Below are 15,038 nucleotides of genomic sequence, written 5' to 3'. Positions count from 1 at the left end.
GGAGTGAAACCCGCCCTTGACCCAAAACTGAACCGAAATCCATAATCAGAGGTGGGTCAAATCTCGATGGAAAACCCGGGTCACTTCTCAGTGGAAATCAACAAGATGTCGAAAAGCTGCTGACCAAGATCGCCGCTGGCCGGGCCCGACCCTCGAAAGCCAAACCGAACAACCGAGCGCGCAAACTGCAGGGGCCGAAGCCGACGCCGGTGCGCGCCAACCGTGTGGGTGAGGTGCTGCGCAAGATGTTCACGCTGGCCATCGGCTGGGGCATGCGCACCGACAACCCCGCCAGTGGGTTCCGCCGCCGGATCGAGAACGAACGCGAGCGGTTCCTGACGCCGGAAGAAATCGGGCGGCTGGCCAAGGCGCTGGATGCCGCCAAGGATCAGCGGGCCGCCGGGATCATCCGGCTCTGCATGCTGACAGGCGCGCGGTCGGGCGAGGTGCGTCAGGCGCGGTTCGAACAGTTCAACCTCGACCTTGGCAGCTGGTCAAAACCGGCGGCGACCACCAAGCAGCGCAAAATCCATCGCATCCCGATCTCGGGCGATGTGGCCGCCATCGTGCGCCAGCGCGCCCTGCTGGTGCCGCGCGGCAATCCTTGGCTGTTCCCCGGCGACACGCCCGGGCAGCCGGTCAAAGAAATCCGCCGGTTCTGGATCGGGATCCAGACCGAGGCCAAGCTGCCCGATGTCCGGATCCATGACCTGCGCCACACCTTTGCATCCCTGCTGGTCAGCGGCGGGGCCTCGCTGGAGATGATCGGCAAGTTGCTGGGCCACACACAGATGCAGACGACCCAGCGCTATGCCCACCTGATGGACTCGCCGTTGCGCGACGGGGTCAATGCCGTCGCCAGCATCTTCCGGCCCCGCCCGCAGTTGGTGCATGATGCCGATCAGGACCAGAAAAGCGCCTGAACGGCAGGATCGGCGTCGATCACTCCCGTTCGCGCAGCGCCCGCCAGATCGGCGCTACCTTCTTGCGCGTCGTGCTTTCCTCGGGGATTTCACCGTTGGGCGAGTTCTGGGCAAACCAATCCTGCACCTCGGCGATCAGTTCGGCCTGCGTCGCGGGCACGCCCTGCTCGTTGACCCGTCGAAACAGCATGATGGTCATGCCCTCCCAATCATAGCGCGGCGCGGATCCGGCTGACCCGGCGGGGCGTCGCAATAGATCGCGCTCGTCCTCGAACTTCTGCACCTCCTCGGCCAACAGCATCAGATCGGTGATATTGATCACCACGCCATCGGTCGGTTCCGTGATGTACTGCCACTCCGCGCTGCCCTGCGGCCGGATGCGGTAGATCCGGCATTCCTCATCGCTCGGGCCATGACGGCGGAACATCCGCATCATGTCGGCGGCGCAGACAACCACGATCCCGGCCACCGGCTGCTTGCCGCAGATCACCGAGGCGATGCTGGTGACCAGCGTCAGATGGTCGGTTGCGGCCCACCCAGCCAGGTCGGCAGCGGCACAACCCCAACGGGCGGACGTCTCATTCAAGGAATAGAAGGCTCTCGGCGGCAGGCTCATGGGTCGTGCGTCCTTACTTCATTCAGCGACACCCGGGTCAGCACCGGGCATGGCAGGGATCGCGTTCCCGAACAGCCGCTTGCCAGCAGGCCCGCTGTTCAGGAACACGCCTCAAGGGTCTTCAAACAGCCATGTCTGGAGATCCGGGTGAAAAGCACCCCGATGATCGGAAACACGCACAGGTGGAATCGGCTTGAGCTGACCAGAGCCAGCCAATCGCTTTTGAAGCGAATTGTCGTTAACGTCCCTGTCAGGTTCGGTCAGGGATTAAAGATGGATAACAAGCGTCTGGGCAAGGCCCTCGACATCATGCGTCTGGCTGAAGAGGCGGCCGCCCGGCCAGGTGGCATCAGCTTGGTACAGATCGTGGACACCTTCGGCGTGACCCTGCGCACCGCGCAGCGCATGTCCCGCGCGCTGGAAGAGGCGTTTCCGATGGTGCAGACCCACACCGACAAGGAACGGCGCAAATGGTGGCAACTGCGCGACAGCCGTTTGCTGCACATGCAGGGCATTCGCGACAGCGAATTGTCGGCGCTGGAAATGGGCATCCGGCGTGCCGAACGCGATGGCGCGACCACGGAGGTCACGGCATTGACCTCGTTGCGCAACCGCCTCCTCGGGACGATGCCACCGACCTTCGCCCGGCGCGCCGAGGTGGATGCCGAGGCTGTGCTGGAGGCCCGAGGTCATGCCTGCCGTCCTGGCCCCCGCGCGCAATATTCAGCGCTTGTCCTTGGCGCGATCGACAACGCACTGAAGGGCCCGTTCACGATGCAGATCGACTATGCCGGTGCACAGGATGCCGCGCCACGGTCGCGGGCGGTCGAGCCCTACGGCGTTCTCTTCGGGATGCGCGGCTATCTGATCGCCCGCGAGATCGACAACGGCGGCAAGTATCGGCATTTCCGGCTGGACCGGATCAGCCGCGCCGGCCTTCTGCAGGACTCCTTCGTGCGGGATCCCGGCTTTGATCTTGGCAGGCACGCCGCCCAGGCCTTCGGGTCGTTCCATTCCGACGATGAGTACGGACCGGTGGAGTGGCGGTTTGCCCCCGCAGCCGCCGATGTCGCACGGACCTTCGTCTTTCACCCCGATCAGCAGGTTCAGGACGAGGCCGACGGCAGCCTGACCGTTCGGTTCACCGCCGGGGGCTGGCTGGAGATGGCCTGGCACCTCTATCAATGGGGTGATGTGGTCGATGTGATCGCCCCGCCGGAACTGCGCATCCTCGTCGAGGCCCACCGTCGCAGCGATTTCCCTTCACTGCCCTGACACCGGCACGCGCGTCCTGTCCCGCGCCGCCCGGTGTAGCGCAATGATCGCCGTTGAAATCCGAACTGCATCGCTTCCTGCATGGAGCAGCGGGATCGATCTGGTGTTGGCAACCGGAAATGGCGGAATGGCGCTGGGCGGCCTTTCCGATTCGCATTCCGATTTTGCGCTCAAATCCCAATGAAACAAGGACCGGAATTGCCAGCCGTGTCCCAATTCCGGTCTCTGCCTAGGTTCCGGTCCTTGCCGTCTGCTTCCCTCGCACCGTTTCCGGCCGCTGCCGGGATCTGGATGGGAGACCCAAATGCAGACCACAGCCCCTGCCCCGCAGGACCAACCCCTCAACCTGCTGGCTGACTGGATCAGCCGCGAGCAGCTGGCCGGTGAACTCGGCCTTGCATGCGACACCCTCGCCCGCTGGGAGGCCCGCCAGCTCGGCCCGCCCTGCACGAGGATCGGCCGCAAGGTGCTCTACCGGCGCACCTCGGTCCAGGACTGGATCAGCGCGCAGGAACAAACCCGCCCGGCCCGGACACGGCGGGGGCGGAAATGAACCAGCTCCTGTCCCACCCGCCCGTTGTCCCATCGTCGGCCACCGGCGACTGGATGCACGACCGCCTGACCGAGGCCCGCGGCGTCTTGGCCGACACCACGCAGCACCCGGAATCCTTGGTCATCCTCGCGGCACGCGTCGTTGTCGGCCAGACCGACGATGCACGCGAATGCGGTGATGCCATCGAACTGCTGCGCCTGCTGGACCGGCGCCCCTTGCATGCCATCGCGGCGGCCGCTTTGCCGAAAGGTGGTGCGGCATGAACCGGCGCAGCACACCCGAGGCCGATGCTCAGCGCGCAATCGTGCAGGCGCTGCGCTTCGCCCTGCCCCGCGACACCATCGTCCATCACTGCGTCAACGAGGTGACCGAGGCTGGGCCCCGCGGCGCAAAACGGCAATCAATCCTTGTCGGCATGGGCGTCCATGCGGGCTTCGCAGATCTGATCGTGATCTCCGGTGGTCGCGTGCTGTTTCTTGAGGTCAAAAGCGAAACCGGCCGATTGCGCAAATCGCAGGAGGTCTTCCGCGACTCCGTCTGTGCGCAGGGGTTTGGCTGGGCGTTGGTCAGGTCTGTCGACGATGCGCTGGGCGCGCTGGCCGACAACGGTTTCACCAGCCGCGCGCAGTTGCCAGTGCGGCGGGCCGCGCCATGAGCCATGACGCCACCAACTGGGCCATCCAGCGGCGCGGGTTGAAGCCGACGACCAAGATCGTGCTCTGGCACCTGTGCGACCGCTTCAATCCCGACTTCGGCTGCTTCCCTTCGCAGGATCGGCTGGCCCATGATTGCGAAATCAGCCGGTCCACCCTGAACGAACATCTCGACCGGTTGGAGGCGGAACACCTGCTGCGGCGGGTGCCGCGCATCGATCCCGTTACCAAACGACAACTGCCGACACGCTACATCTTGGGGTTCGAGGAGGGCTTTGCACCACATGATCCCGAGCCATGTCCGGAAACCGGACACGGCTTTTTGCCCACCGGCCATGATGCTGAAACTGCACGTGAAATCACCGCGGGCATTGCCAACCCGGCCGAGCCGTGTCCGGAAATCGCACACGGCAATCTGCAGGAACCCGTGTCCGGATTTTGCCCTGACCCGTGTCCGGAAAATGCCGAAAGCCGTGTCCGGAATCCGGACACTAACCTTGTAAGAGAACCACTAAGTAAACCAGTAAAGCAGGAGGAGGACGCGCAAGCGCGCGAGGCCGATTTTGATCGGTTCTTCGCAGAACTGCTCACAGCGCTGGGCTTTGCTGCCAACGCTAGCCTGCCCGCCTGGTGGCAGGGCTGGCCAGCCCGCACCCATGTTCGCCGCTGGATCGACGATCTCGGTCTGTCGCGGAAGCGGATCATCGAGGTCGCCCTTGAGACCCGCGCTGATCATCCGAACCCGCCCGATGGCCCCAAAGCGCTGGACCGGTTCATGGAACGTGCCGCCCAGCGCGACGCGCAGACGGCCATCGCAACCGCCAAAGGCCAGAAGGCTAAACGGCGGCGCAAGCGCGAAGACCCTCCCCGGCTCAGCGACGACGAAAAGGCGGCGTTCTACGCCAAGATGGTCAACGCCGACGGTTACCTGCCAGTCAGCGCGATCAACAACAGCATTCGCGATCTGATGCTGGTGCGCGGCCTCGTCACGCCCGAACGCCTACGGCTGCGAGGGGTTCGGTGAATGGCATGGTGTCACGTCCCCGGCACGGATTGTCCCTCTGCTCAGGCGGCGGAGGCTTGGATCTGGGCCTCATGCTGGCCGAACCCAGCTATCATACCCGCGCCTTTGTCGAGTGGGAGGACTGGCCCCGAGCCGTCCTCATCGCTGCCCAGCGCGCAGGGTATTTCGCCCCAGCCCCGATCTGGACCGACCTTCGAACCTTCGATGCCCGCCCCTTTCGCGGTGCCTTCGACATCGTCCTCGCCGGATATCCCTGCCAGCCCTTCAGCGCAGCGGGAAAGCGCGCCGGTGCCAATGATCCCCGGCACCTCTGGCCCGACGTCGCCCGTGTCATCGCCGATTGCCGCCCCGAGTGGGTGTTCCTCGAAAACGTACCCGGTCACGTCACCCTCGGTCTTGAAACCGTCCTGCGAGAGCTTTGGGGATTGGGCTACACGCCTGCGGCGGGTCTGTTCAGCGCGGCAGAAGTCGGCGCGCCGCACCAGCGTCTCCGGATCTTCATCCTGGCCCACACCGATGAGCCTGCATCCCGGCACAGATCGCTACAACCCGGCGGGGAACAGCGACTTCACCCGCAAGGCGGAAGCACTGGCGCTGGGCATCACCAACTGGTCGACGCCGAAAGCGACGGACGGTGCGAAGGGAGGTCCGGGCCAGAGCTATGGCTCGGGCGGGATGCCGCCTCTGCCAGCGCAGGCGGCACAATGGCCGACCCCGGCCGCGCAGAATTGGAAGGGATCCAGCGAAGCCAGCGTAAATCGGGCAGACGGCAAATCCCGGATGGATATCCTGCACTACCGGGCAGAGCAGGGCTTCACCCGCCCGGCCCCGGCGATCACGCCGGATGGGCGGTGGTCCTCGCATCACGCCCCGATCTCGCGCCCGCTTTGGGCTTCGATGATTGCCTCGCATGGGCGCGTCGTCTCGCGGCGGATCCTGAGGGGCCGATCGCGGCGGCGGCTGAACCCGCTCTTCGTCGGATGGCTGATGGGTTGGCCCATCGGGCACGCGCTTTGCGCCTGCTCGGCAACGGAGTTCACCCTCTGGCAGCGGCACATGCGTGGCGCTCTCTCGCTGCTGCCCATGGCCTCGGGCCCGTGGATCTGGCGGCCGTCAAACCAAGCCCAGCGCCCGGCGCAGATGTCCCTGTTTGAGGGGATGCAGCCGTGAGCATTCAACGACAGATCGGCCGCACGGGCGGCACGAAGGTCAAGCGCACGCTGGGCGTCCAGGCTGCGCTGGAATGGGCATTCCGCGTGGAACATGCGCAACTGGAACTGCCACGGCCAAAGGACGTGAGCGAGGAAGGCTTCGGCTTCGGCCTCGAATACGTCCTGCTGCAACGCGCCATGCTTGGCTGCAAGGTCGACGGCGGACAGCACAAGATGGGCAGATACACCCACCCCGACGCCGAGGTGATCGCCGCCACCGTCGCAGGCATGCCCCACAGCCTCGGCGGCATTCGCATGGCTATCCAGGTGGCCGAACTGGCGCGCGCCGGTCTGACCCCGGACTGGATACCGGGCGTCGTCCCGCGCTGTGTCCCGCTGGAAATCAAGAACAACCAGCATGGCGAGCGGGCGACGACCATCGTCGTCGGCACCGAGCGTGTGAAAACGCGCGGCAAGTGGCGCACGGTGGAGTTGCTAGCCTGCCCGGTCACCTGGCGGCCGCATCCCGAACAGATCGCGTCCGCGCGGCGTGGCTATGCGGATTGGTGGCTGGCGCTGGATTGGGTCCGAGATGGATTGATTGCGGGCGGGATGCTGCTTGAAGTGGAGGTGACAGCGGCAATGCCAAAAGTGCGGCCTTGGCTGGCTTCATCGCGCAAATAGCCGCCTTTCCAATGTGATACTCTTGCAGATCGGTCAAATCTGTTCCGGTCTACAGCGCAGCTTTGGCTTGATTGCAATGCTATCACTGCCTATCTTTGGCCCTGCAACTGGAGGGCACCATGGCGAGCATCACGATTCGCAATCTCGACGACGATGTAAAGCGCCGCCTGCGTGTGCGCGCTGCTGAACATGGCCGCTCGATGGAGGAAGAGGCGCGCGACATTCTGCGGCAGGTTGTCGGCCAGCCCAGCGCTCCGAAAAACCTCGGCCAGGCCATCCATGCCCGGTTCGTGGCTGTGGGCGGCATTGATCTGCCGCCGACAAAGCGCAGCCCGATGCGGACAATACCGGACTTCGAGTGATCAATGATCCTCCTCGACACCAACGTAATCTCCGAATTGATGCGCTCCGAACCAGCCCAGATCGTGCTGGACTGGTTTGGCAACCATGACGCAGGCGATCTGTTCATCTCGGCAGTCACCGAGGCAGAACTGCGCACCGGCGTCGCGATCCTGCCGGATGGTCAGCGCCGCGACCGGCTGCAACTGGCCATCGATGCGATGATCGATCAGGATTTCCAGTCACGGGTCCTGCCCTTCGACAGCCTTGCTGCCAAAGCCTACGCCGAGATTGCGGCCCAGCGCCGCGCTGTAGGCCGCCCCATCGCTGAAGCCGACTGCCAGATCGCAGCCACCGCCCGCGCCACAGATGCCCCCATTGCCACCCGCAACGTCAAGGATTTTGATGGCTGCGGCGTTCGCGTGATTAACCCCTGGAACGACCAATGAACGCCGTCGAAATTGAACAGGCCATTTCCGAACTGGCCGAAAAACCCTTCGACCGGCAGGAATTCCCCTTCCAGTTCCTTGAAGCCTTCGGGAACAAGGACACCACCCTCAAGCGCCTGCGCACCGGCGTGTCGAACAAGTCAGATCTGGGTGGCGTGCTTCAGACCAACAATATCCACATTGCGACCTGCGCGCCCGGGCAAACCTCGACCACCATCGCCGCCCTTCGCGCCAGTCCGGCCACGGCGAAGGGCAAGGCCCGCTTCATCCTGGCCACCGATGGCGAGACGCTAGAGGCCGAAGACCTCACCTCTGACGACCCACCGGTTGCCTGCGCCTATCCCGATTTCCATGACCATTTCGGCTTTTTCCTGCCGCTCGCGGGCATCACCACCGTCAAACAGATCCGCGAAAGCGCTTTTGACATCAAGGCGACTGGCCGCCTGAACCGACTTTATGTCGAACTGCTCAAGGACAACCCCGAATGGGGAACCGAGGCGCGCCGCCATGACATGAACCACTTCATGGCCCGGCTGATCTTCTGCTTCTTCGCCGAAGACACCGGCATCTTCAACGGCGGCACCCTGTTCACCACCACCGTCAGCCAGTTCAGCGACCCGGCCAGCACCAACACCCACTGGGTCATCAGCGAAATCTTCCGCGCGATGAACACCGCGCTGCCCGCCCGCCCCACGGCCGACCTGCGCAACTGGGCCAACGCCTTCCCCTATGTAAACGGCGGCCTCTTCTCGGGCGACACCGACGTTCCGCGCTTTTCTAAGATCGCGCGCAGCTACCTTCTGCACATCGGCAGCCTCGACTGGACCAAGATCAACCCCGACATCTTCGGCAGCATGATCCAGGCCGTCGCGGATGAGGGTGAGCGGTCCGCGCTTGGCATGCACTACACCTCGGTGCCGAATATCCTGAAGGTGCTGAACCCGCTGTTCCTCGATGACCTGCGCGCGCAGCTGGAGGAGGCGGGCGACAACCCCCGCAAACTACTGAACCTGCGCAACCGGATGGCCAAGATCAGGGTGTTCGACCCCGCCTGCGGATCGGGCAACTTCCTTGTCATCGCCTACAAAGAAATGCGCGCGATCGAGGCGGTGATCAACCAGCGCCGGGGCGAGGCTGACGCCAAGACCGCCATCCCCAAGACCAACTTCCGCGGCATCGAGCTGCGCGATTTCGCCGCCGAGATCGCCCGTCTGGCGCTAATCATCGCCGAGTTCCAGTGCGACGTGACCTATCGCGGTGAGGTGCAGGCGCGGGCCGAGTTCTTGCCGCTGAACGCGCAGAACTGGATCACCCAGGGCAACGCTCTGCGGCTGGACTGGCTGTCGATCTGCCCGCCGACGGGGACCGGGGTGCGGTTTCAGGCTGAGGATCTGTTCCACACACCATTGGATCAGGCGCAGATCGATTTCGAGAATGAGGGTGGGGAGACGTATATTTGCGGGAACCCGCCGTATAAGGGGAGCAAATGGCAAACCCCTGAACAAAAAGAGGACTTGGCAAGGGCGTGGGTAAAGTTCCCAAAGCTTGCAAAGACAACGGATTTTGTTGCTGGCTGGATCGCCAAGTTTCTTGACTATGTGCAAACTGTGCCGAATGCCGTTGGCGCTTTCGTGACCACTAACAGCATCTGTCAAGGTCAACAGGCATCAGATATCTGGCCGGTTGCCTTTACAAGTGATGTTGAGATTAGCTTCGCACACTTAGCATTCAAATGGAGCAATCTCGCCAGTCAGAACGCTGGTGTAACTGTGATAATTATCGGCTTGAGTCGAAAATCGCAAAGGGCAAAAAGGCTATTTGGTGATGACTTAGTTCGGGAGTGTTCCGCCATCGGGCCGTATCTCGTCCCCGACCGACTTGAAGTTGTCGCAAAAGCTGACGCACCGATTGGCGAACAAGCCAAAATGCTCTTCGGTAACATGCCGAGAGACGGCGGGCATCTATTTCTAAGTTCCGATGAAGCGGAAATGTTACGACAAGATGCCGAAACTGGACATGTCGTCCGCCGCTTCGTTGGGTCGGAGGAGTTGATCCACGGGAAGCAACGCTATTGCCTATGGGTATCTGATGGTGATGTTGAACGTGCCAAGAAAAGTGATTTTCTCACCGAGCGGTTCAAGCGAGTAGCGGCAAATCGCCTAGAATCACCGGCGCAATCAACAAAGGACTTTGCTGCGAAACCGCATCGTTTTGTCCAGATTGGTGGAGTGGCGAAAAGCACTCAAATTCTGGTACCCGGAGTTAGTTCAGAGAACCGCGACTACTTGCCTTGCGACTACCAAGATGAGCGCGCGATTGCTTCAAACAAGCTATTCGCCCTCTACGACGCCCCACTCTGGAACATGGCGCTGATCGCCTCCCGCCTACACTGGGTCTGGATCGGCACCGTCTGCGTGCGGATGCGGACGGATTTCAGCTATTCCAACACCCTCGGCTGGAACACCTTCCCGGTCCCCACCCTGACCGAAAAAAACAAGGCTGACCTGACCGCCTGCGCCGAAGAAATCCTCCTCGCCCGCGAGGCGCATTTCCCCGCCACCATCGCCGACCTCTACGACCCCGAAAAGATGCCCGAAAACCTGAGGCAAGCCCACGACAGCAACGACGAGGTCCTCGAACGCATCTACATCGGCCGCCGCTTCAAGAACGACACCGAACGGCTGGAAAAGCTGTTCGAGATGTATACGAAGATGACCACCAAACCAAAGGCCCGCGCATGACCGATATTGCTTGGCAGCCAAGTCATGCCGACCTTGAAAGCCTCTTCATCAACAACTCCAAGCTGGATCGCCTTGATGCCTACCTAAGCCGTTTCAACCCCATACGCGTAATGCGGATGGAAGGAATGGAAGTTCGGCATTCGAACATCCTTGGCTGGCTCCTCGATCCGCTGGAAACACACGGCCTTGGTGACCGTTTCCTTAAGGCTTTCCTTTCCGAAGCCCTCAAGGGCGAGAGCGCCAAGGGCCGTCCGACAGCGCTTGATATTGTCCAGGCAGACCTGCGCGATATCGAGGTGCGGCGCGAGTGGCAGCATATCGACCTTTTCCTGCTGTCACGCCGCAACAACTGGGCGTTCATCATCGAGAACAAGTTCCATTCGGCCCAGCATAACGGTCAGCTGGCAAAATACATGCAAAAGGTTCGGTCGGCATTTGAGCCCGAAGAAGGCCAATTGGAGGTCAAAGGGATATTCCTGACCCTGCATGATGAAGACCCCGAAGACACCAGCTATGCATCAATTGGCTACGACGCTGTCTGCGAACTTCTGCCTCGCGTGATGGCGGCTGAGGGGCAATCCTTAGGCCAAAACGTCCAAATTTTCCTGGACCACTACATTGAAATTATAAAGGAGGCGACGGGCATGAGCGAAGAACGAGACGAGATGGAGCAACTCGCTCGCGCGCTGTACCGTCAGCACAGGAAGGTTTTGGATTTCATTTGGGATCATGGCTCTTCCACAAACTTCACGCTCGCACGTGATGAAGTCTTTGGCGATACTTGGGGTGATGGTGAAATTGTCAAATCCGGCAAGCACAGCCTTGTAAGTTTGGGCAGCAATGGAGAGCAGTTCAGTTTCCTGCCACTGAGCTGGTTTAAATCTTTAGGCGAAGATGGCTACACTTGGCCGGGGTGCGAGAATTGGTGGTTCGGCTTTCCGGTGATTTGCTGGATGCAGATTTTCCAGAGTGATAAGGGAGCAGAAGGCACTGTTCGGTTGTTTGCGGAAGTTGGGCCACTTAGCGACGTCGATGGCCGTAAGAAACTGGTACAGGCAATCCAAGCTGCTGGAACCAAAGCAGGAATCGCTGATATCCGCTTTCAGAAAACTGCAGCGAATGAAGGCAAGAAATACTCTAAGTTCCTGAAAGATAACATCATCGCCATCAAGGACGTTCAGGATATTGAAGAGATCAGCCGGGCGATCCAGGGGCTTTTGAAGAAGTTCCAACCGTGCTTTGACGCGGTGGCCCCGGTTTTCGGCGAGTTCACACAATATGCGGAGGAAGGCGATGAATGAGCCGATGACAGTCCCCTCCGTTTCCGTCACCTATGCCCGCAACGGCAGCTCAACGAAGGCCAACGAACTCGGCATGCGCGTCATGCAGGAACGCGCCTATGAAAAGCGCGGAGAACAGTATCTGCTGATCAAGTCGCCCCCGGCCAGCGGCAAAAGCCGGGCGTTGATGTTCATCGCGCTGGACAAGCTGCACAACCAGGGCCTCCGGCAGGCGATCATCGTCGTGCCAGAAAAATCCATCGGGTCCAGCTTTGCCGATGAGCCACTGTCGAAGTTCGGTTTTTGGGCGGATTGGAAGGTTGAGCCGCGGTGGAACCTTTGCAACTCGCCCGGCACGGATGGCGGCAAGGTGAACTCGGTCGGTGCGTTTCTGGAAAGCAGTGACCGCGTGTTGGTCTGCACCCATGCCACTTTCCGCTTCGCCGTGGAACGGTTTGGGGTCGAGGCCTTTGACGACCGCCTGATCGCCATAGACGAATTCCACCATGTCAGCGCCAACCCCGACAACAAACTGGGTGGGCACCTCGGATCATTCATGGCGCGGGACAAGGCCCATATCGTCGCCATGACCGGCAGCTATTTCCGGGGCGACGCCGAAGCAGTGCTGATGCCGACCGACGAGGCCAAGTTCGAGACAGTGACCTATACCTACTACGAGCAGCTGAACGGCTATGAGCACCTGAAAAACCTCGACATCGGTTATTTCTTCTATAACGGCCCGTATGTGGACGACATCCTGCGCGTGCTGGATCCGGCCCAGAAGACCATCCTGCACATCCCGAACGTGAACGCCCGGGAAAGCACCAAGGACAAGCATCGCGAGGTGGAACACATCCTTGACGCTCTTGGTGATTGGCAGGGCACCGATCCAGTGACCGGTTTCCAGTTGGTCAAGGTGTCAGACGGCCGGGTGCTGCGCATCGCCGACCTGGTCGATGATGAGGGCCCTCGGCGCGACCGTGTGTCGGCGGCGTTGAAGGATCCCGCCCAGAAGATGAACCGCGATCACGTGGACATCATCATCGCGCTGGGCATGGCGAAAGAAGGGTTCGACTGGATCTGGTGCGAACATGCGCTGACTGTTGGTTATCGGGCCAGCCTGACCGAGGTGGTGCAGATCATCGGCCGAGCCACCCGCGACGCGCCGGGCAAGGTGACGGCGCGCTTCACCAACCTGATTGCCGAACCCGATGCATCGGAAGGGGCGGTGACCGAGGCAGTGAACGACACACTCAAGGCAATCGCCGCCAGCCTTCTGATGGAACAGGTTCTGGCGCCGCGCTTTGAATTCAAGCCCAAGACGGTGGCCAGCACGGCCGAGCCAGGCTTCGACTATGGCGAAGCGGGATATGATCCGACGAAATGCAATGTCGGGTTCAATCCGACCAGCGGCAAGTTCCAGATCGAGATCAAGGGCTTGGCCGAACCGAAAAGCGAGTTCGCGCAGCGCGTCTGCACGCAGGATCTGAACGAGGTGATCACTGCCTTTGTCCAGGACAAGACCACCATCGAGCGCGGACTGTTCGATTCCGAAATGGTGCCGGAAGAGCTGACGCAAGTTCGCATGGGCAAGATCGTCAAGGACAGGTACCCGCAGCTGGACGATCACGACCAGGAGGCGGTTCGGCAGCATGCCGTTGCCGCCCTGAACCTGACGCAGAAGGCCAAAGAGCTAGCCCTTTCCGGCAATGACCCGGAGCGGACGGGCAACACTGCCCTCATTGACGGTGTCAGGAAGTTCATGAATGTCCGGGATTTGGACATCGACTTGATCGACCGGATCAACCCATTTGGCGAAGCGTACGCGATCCTTGCCAAGACGATGAGCGAAGAAAGCCTCAAGCGTGTGGCGGCGGTAATTTCCGCAAAGAAGGTGAACCTGACGCCAGAAGAGGCGCGAGACCTTGCCAAAAGGGCTTTGAAATTCAAGCAGGAGCGTGGACGTCTGCCGTCAATTACCTCGATGGACGCCTGGGAAAAGCGTATGGCAGAAGGCGTCGCATTCCTTGCCCGTATGAAAGCTGAAGCTGCAAATGGCTGATTTTACTGACGACGACGATGCACTCCTGGCGGAACTTGGCATTGAGGTCGAGGCCAAGCGGGTCGGATCGCGCACGCCTCAGCAGGAACGGATCATCGCAGGCTTCGAGGACATCCAGCGATTTGTGGAAGAACATGGTCATGCCCCGCGACATGGGGAGGGGCGAGACATTTTTGAACGGATCTATGCCGTTCGTCTTGACCGGATTGCCCAGTTGCCTGAATGCCGCGATCTCGTTGTCCCCTTCGATCATCAAGGCCTGTTGACCGGTCATGCTGTCGCGTCAGAGGACGAAGCAGGCGAACTGGACGATGATGCCTTGCTGGCAGCGCTGGGCGTTGATGATGAATTGTCGGAGATCACGGATCTGCGCCATGTTCGGCCGAGCGCCGAAAAGCGTGCGGCAGAGGAAATCGCCAACCGTGAACGGTGCGCAGACTTCGCCACCTTCAAGCCATTGTTTGAGCAGGTTCAGCGCGATCTGGATCAGGGCGTCCGGACTGCGCGCAGGTTCGAACGAAAATCAGAAATCGAGCCTGGCAGGTTCTTCATCCTCGCCGGTCAGAAGGCTTACGTCGCGGAGAAAGGGAAAGTCGAGATCAATGCCAACGGCAATTCCGATGCACGTCTGCGGGTGATTTTCGACAATGGAACGGAAAGCAATCTGCTGATGCGGTCGCTGCAGAAGGCTCTGACCTCTGACGAGGCAGGTCGTCGCATCGACGATCCTGTCGCAGGGCCGCTGTTCGCCGATCAGCCACAGGAAGGAGACGCTGCCAGTGGCACAATCTATGTGCTTCGCAGCAAATCCGATCACCCGATGGTCGCAGCGCACCGCGAACTGGTTCACAAGATCGGCGTGACAGGTAACGGCGTGAAACAACGGATTGCGGGCGCAAACCTGCAGCCGACCTTTCTGCTGGCGGATGTCGAGGTGGTTGCCACCTATGAACTATTCAACATCAACCGGTCGAAACTAGAGAATCTGATCCACCGGATCTTCGACCCCGCAAGGTTTGACGTGGAGATCATTGATCGCTTTGGCCGTCCTTACGTACCGAAAGAATGGTTCATGGTGCCACTTTTCGTGATCGACGAGGCAGTGGACCGGATCAGGGATGGCACGATAGTCGGCTACCGCTATGATCCGAAGTCTGCACAGCTGATCAAGCTAACGTCCTGACCCCCCCACGGCATGGTTCCTCCCCGGCCCCGAACGTATGCGGGGGGGCGCAGCGCGGCATTTCGCTAGCGACAGGCAGTTTCGCCGGGGAATCCAGGCGGAAGC

Annotated in this window: 15 protein-coding genes and 2 pseudogenes; 16 read left to right on the top strand and 1 reads right to left on the bottom strand. The window is 61.2% G+C overall.

Annotation, left to right across the window (positions count from 1 at the left end):
* Positions 1-104: 104 nt before the first annotated feature.
* Positions 105-923, top strand: a pseudogene (locus IE126_RS20700) (tyrosine-type recombinase/integrase); the annotation flags it as partial.
* Between the two features lie 19 nt (positions 924-942).
* Here the strand turns inward: IE126_RS20700 and IE126_RS20695 are convergent.
* Positions 943-1,539, bottom strand: coding sequence for a hypothetical protein (locus tag IE126_RS20695; RefSeq protein ID WP_189382056.1), 597 nt, complete (start codon positions 1,537-1,539; stop codon positions 943-945).
* Between the two features lie 273 nt (positions 1,540-1,812).
* Between IE126_RS20695 and IE126_RS20690 the strand changes: the two genes are divergently transcribed.
* From IE126_RS20690 to IE126_RS20625, 15 genes and pseudogenes are all read left to right on the top strand, one after another.
* The gene (locus IE126_RS20690) at positions 1,813-2,814 is read left to right on the top strand and encodes a helix-turn-helix transcriptional regulator (RefSeq protein WP_189382055.1); all 1,002 of its coding nucleotides are present in this window, start codon (positions 1,813-1,815) and stop codon (positions 2,812-2,814) included.
* A 43-nt stretch (positions 2,815-2,857) separates the two neighbouring features.
* Positions 2,858-2,998: a hypothetical protein gene (locus tag IE126_RS20685; protein ID WP_189382054.1), complete on the top strand. Its 141-nt coding sequence runs from the start codon at positions 2,858-2,860 to the stop codon at positions 2,996-2,998.
* A 120-nt stretch (positions 2,999-3,118) separates the two neighbouring features.
* A complete protein-coding gene (locus IE126_RS20680; RefSeq protein WP_036721125.1) occupies positions 3,119-3,367 on the top strand; it encodes a helix-turn-helix transcriptional regulator in 249 nt (82 codons plus the stop codon).
* Complete coding sequence (locus IE126_RS20675) at positions 3,364-3,630, top strand: hypothetical protein (protein WP_229825737.1); 267 nt, start codon at positions 3,364-3,366, stop codon at positions 3,628-3,630. The genes IE126_RS20680 and IE126_RS20675 overlap by 4 nt, the downstream gene beginning before the upstream one ends.
* A complete protein-coding gene (locus IE126_RS20670; protein WP_189382053.1) occupies positions 3,627-4,022 on the top strand; it encodes a VRR-NUC domain-containing protein in 396 nt (131 codons plus the stop codon). The genes IE126_RS20675 and IE126_RS20670 overlap by 4 nt, the downstream gene beginning before the upstream one ends.
* Positions 4,019-5,044, top strand: coding sequence for a helix-turn-helix domain-containing protein (locus IE126_RS20665; RefSeq protein WP_189382052.1), 1,026 nt, complete (start codon positions 4,019-4,021; stop codon positions 5,042-5,044). The genes IE126_RS20670 and IE126_RS20665 overlap by 4 nt, the downstream gene beginning before the upstream one ends.
* Before the next feature lie 5 nt (positions 5,045-5,049).
* Positions 5,050-5,505 (top strand): annotated as a pseudogene (locus tag IE126_RS26065) (DNA cytosine methyltransferase); the annotation flags it as partial.
* Positions 5,506-5,560: 55 nt separating this feature from the next.
* The gene (locus IE126_RS26060; RefSeq protein ID WP_229825735.1) at positions 5,561-6,214 is read left to right on the top strand and encodes a DNA methyltransferase; all 654 of its coding nucleotides are present in this window, start codon (positions 5,561-5,563) and stop codon (positions 6,212-6,214) included.
* Positions 6,211-6,879, top strand: coding sequence for a hypothetical protein (locus IE126_RS20655; protein ID WP_189382051.1), 669 nt, complete (start codon positions 6,211-6,213; stop codon positions 6,877-6,879). Before IE126_RS26060 ends, IE126_RS20655 begins: the two co-directional genes overlap by 4 nt.
* A 119-nt stretch (positions 6,880-6,998) precedes the next feature.
* A complete protein-coding gene (locus tag IE126_RS20650; protein WP_189382050.1) occupies positions 6,999-7,241 on the top strand; it encodes a FitA-like ribbon-helix-helix domain-containing protein in 243 nt (80 codons plus the stop codon).
* Positions 7,242-7,244: 3 nt separating this feature from the next.
* Positions 7,245-7,667: a type II toxin-antitoxin system VapC family toxin gene (locus tag IE126_RS20645; protein ID WP_189382049.1), complete on the top strand. Its 423-nt coding sequence runs from the start codon at positions 7,245-7,247 to the stop codon at positions 7,665-7,667.
* Positions 7,664-10,408, top strand: a complete 2,745-nt coding sequence (locus tag IE126_RS20640; protein WP_189382048.1) for a class I SAM-dependent DNA methyltransferase — start codon at positions 7,664-7,666, stop codon at positions 10,406-10,408. The genes IE126_RS20645 and IE126_RS20640 overlap by 4 nt, the downstream gene beginning before the upstream one ends.
* Positions 10,405-11,709, top strand: coding sequence for a PDDEXK-like family protein (locus IE126_RS20635; RefSeq protein ID WP_189382047.1), 1,305 nt, complete (start codon positions 10,405-10,407; stop codon positions 11,707-11,709). The genes IE126_RS20640 and IE126_RS20635 overlap by 4 nt, the downstream gene beginning before the upstream one ends.
* On the top strand, positions 11,702-13,750 hold the full coding sequence (locus IE126_RS20630) for a pseudomurein-binding repeat-containing protein (RefSeq protein ID WP_229825733.1): 2,049 nt from the start codon (positions 11,702-11,704) through the stop codon (positions 13,748-13,750). Before IE126_RS20635 ends, IE126_RS20630 begins: the two co-directional genes overlap by 8 nt.
* Entirely contained in the window at positions 13,743-14,933 is a 1,191-nt protein-coding gene (locus IE126_RS20625) for a GIY-YIG nuclease family protein (RefSeq protein ID WP_189382046.1), read from the top strand. Before IE126_RS20630 ends, IE126_RS20625 begins: the two co-directional genes overlap by 8 nt.
* Positions 14,934-15,038 lie beyond the last annotated feature (105 nt).

Source organism: Gemmobacter nanjingensis, from assembly GCF_014652195.1.
Lineage (GTDB): Bacteria > Pseudomonadota > Alphaproteobacteria > Rhodobacterales > Rhodobacteraceae > Gemmobacter > Gemmobacter caeni.
Note: the sequence above shows the minus strand (reverse complement) of the source record. Positions and strands in the feature narration are given on the sequence as shown.

Coding starts and splice junctions, on each gene's coding strand:
- IE126_RS20695 (WP_189382056.1), bottom strand. CDS start 1,539: ATGAGCCTGCCGCCGAGAGCCTTCTATTCCTTGAATGAGACGTCCGCC.
- IE126_RS20690 (WP_189382055.1), top strand. CDS start 1,813: ATGGATAACAAGCGTCTGGGCAAGGCCCTCGACATCATGCGTCTGGCT.
- IE126_RS20685 (WP_189382054.1), top strand. CDS start 2,858: ATGATCGCCGTTGAAATCCGAACTGCATCGCTTCCTGCATGGAGCAGC.
- IE126_RS20680 (WP_036721125.1), top strand. CDS start 3,119: ATGCAGACCACAGCCCCTGCCCCGCAGGACCAACCCCTCAACCTGCTG.
- IE126_RS20675 (WP_229825737.1), top strand. CDS start 3,364: ATGAACCAGCTCCTGTCCCACCCGCCCGTTGTCCCATCGTCGGCCACC.
- IE126_RS20670 (WP_189382053.1), top strand. CDS start 3,627: ATGAACCGGCGCAGCACACCCGAGGCCGATGCTCAGCGCGCAATCGTG.
- IE126_RS20665 (WP_189382052.1), top strand. CDS start 4,019: ATGAGCCATGACGCCACCAACTGGGCCATCCAGCGGCGCGGGTTGAAG.
- IE126_RS26060 (WP_229825735.1), top strand. CDS start 5,561: ATGAGCCTGCATCCCGGCACAGATCGCTACAACCCGGCGGGGAACAGC.
- IE126_RS20650 (WP_189382050.1), top strand. CDS start 6,999: ATGGCGAGCATCACGATTCGCAATCTCGACGACGATGTAAAGCGCCGC.
- IE126_RS20645 (WP_189382049.1), top strand. CDS start 7,245: ATGATCCTCCTCGACACCAACGTAATCTCCGAATTGATGCGCTCCGAA.
- IE126_RS20640 (WP_189382048.1), top strand. CDS start 7,664: ATGAACGCCGTCGAAATTGAACAGGCCATTTCCGAACTGGCCGAAAAA.
- IE126_RS20635 (WP_189382047.1), top strand. CDS start 10,405: ATGACCGATATTGCTTGGCAGCCAAGTCATGCCGACCTTGAAAGCCTC.
- IE126_RS20630 (WP_229825733.1), top strand. CDS start 11,702: ATGAATGAGCCGATGACAGTCCCCTCCGTTTCCGTCACCTATGCCCGC.
- IE126_RS20625 (WP_189382046.1), top strand. CDS start 13,743: ATGGCTGATTTTACTGACGACGACGATGCACTCCTGGCGGAACTTGGC.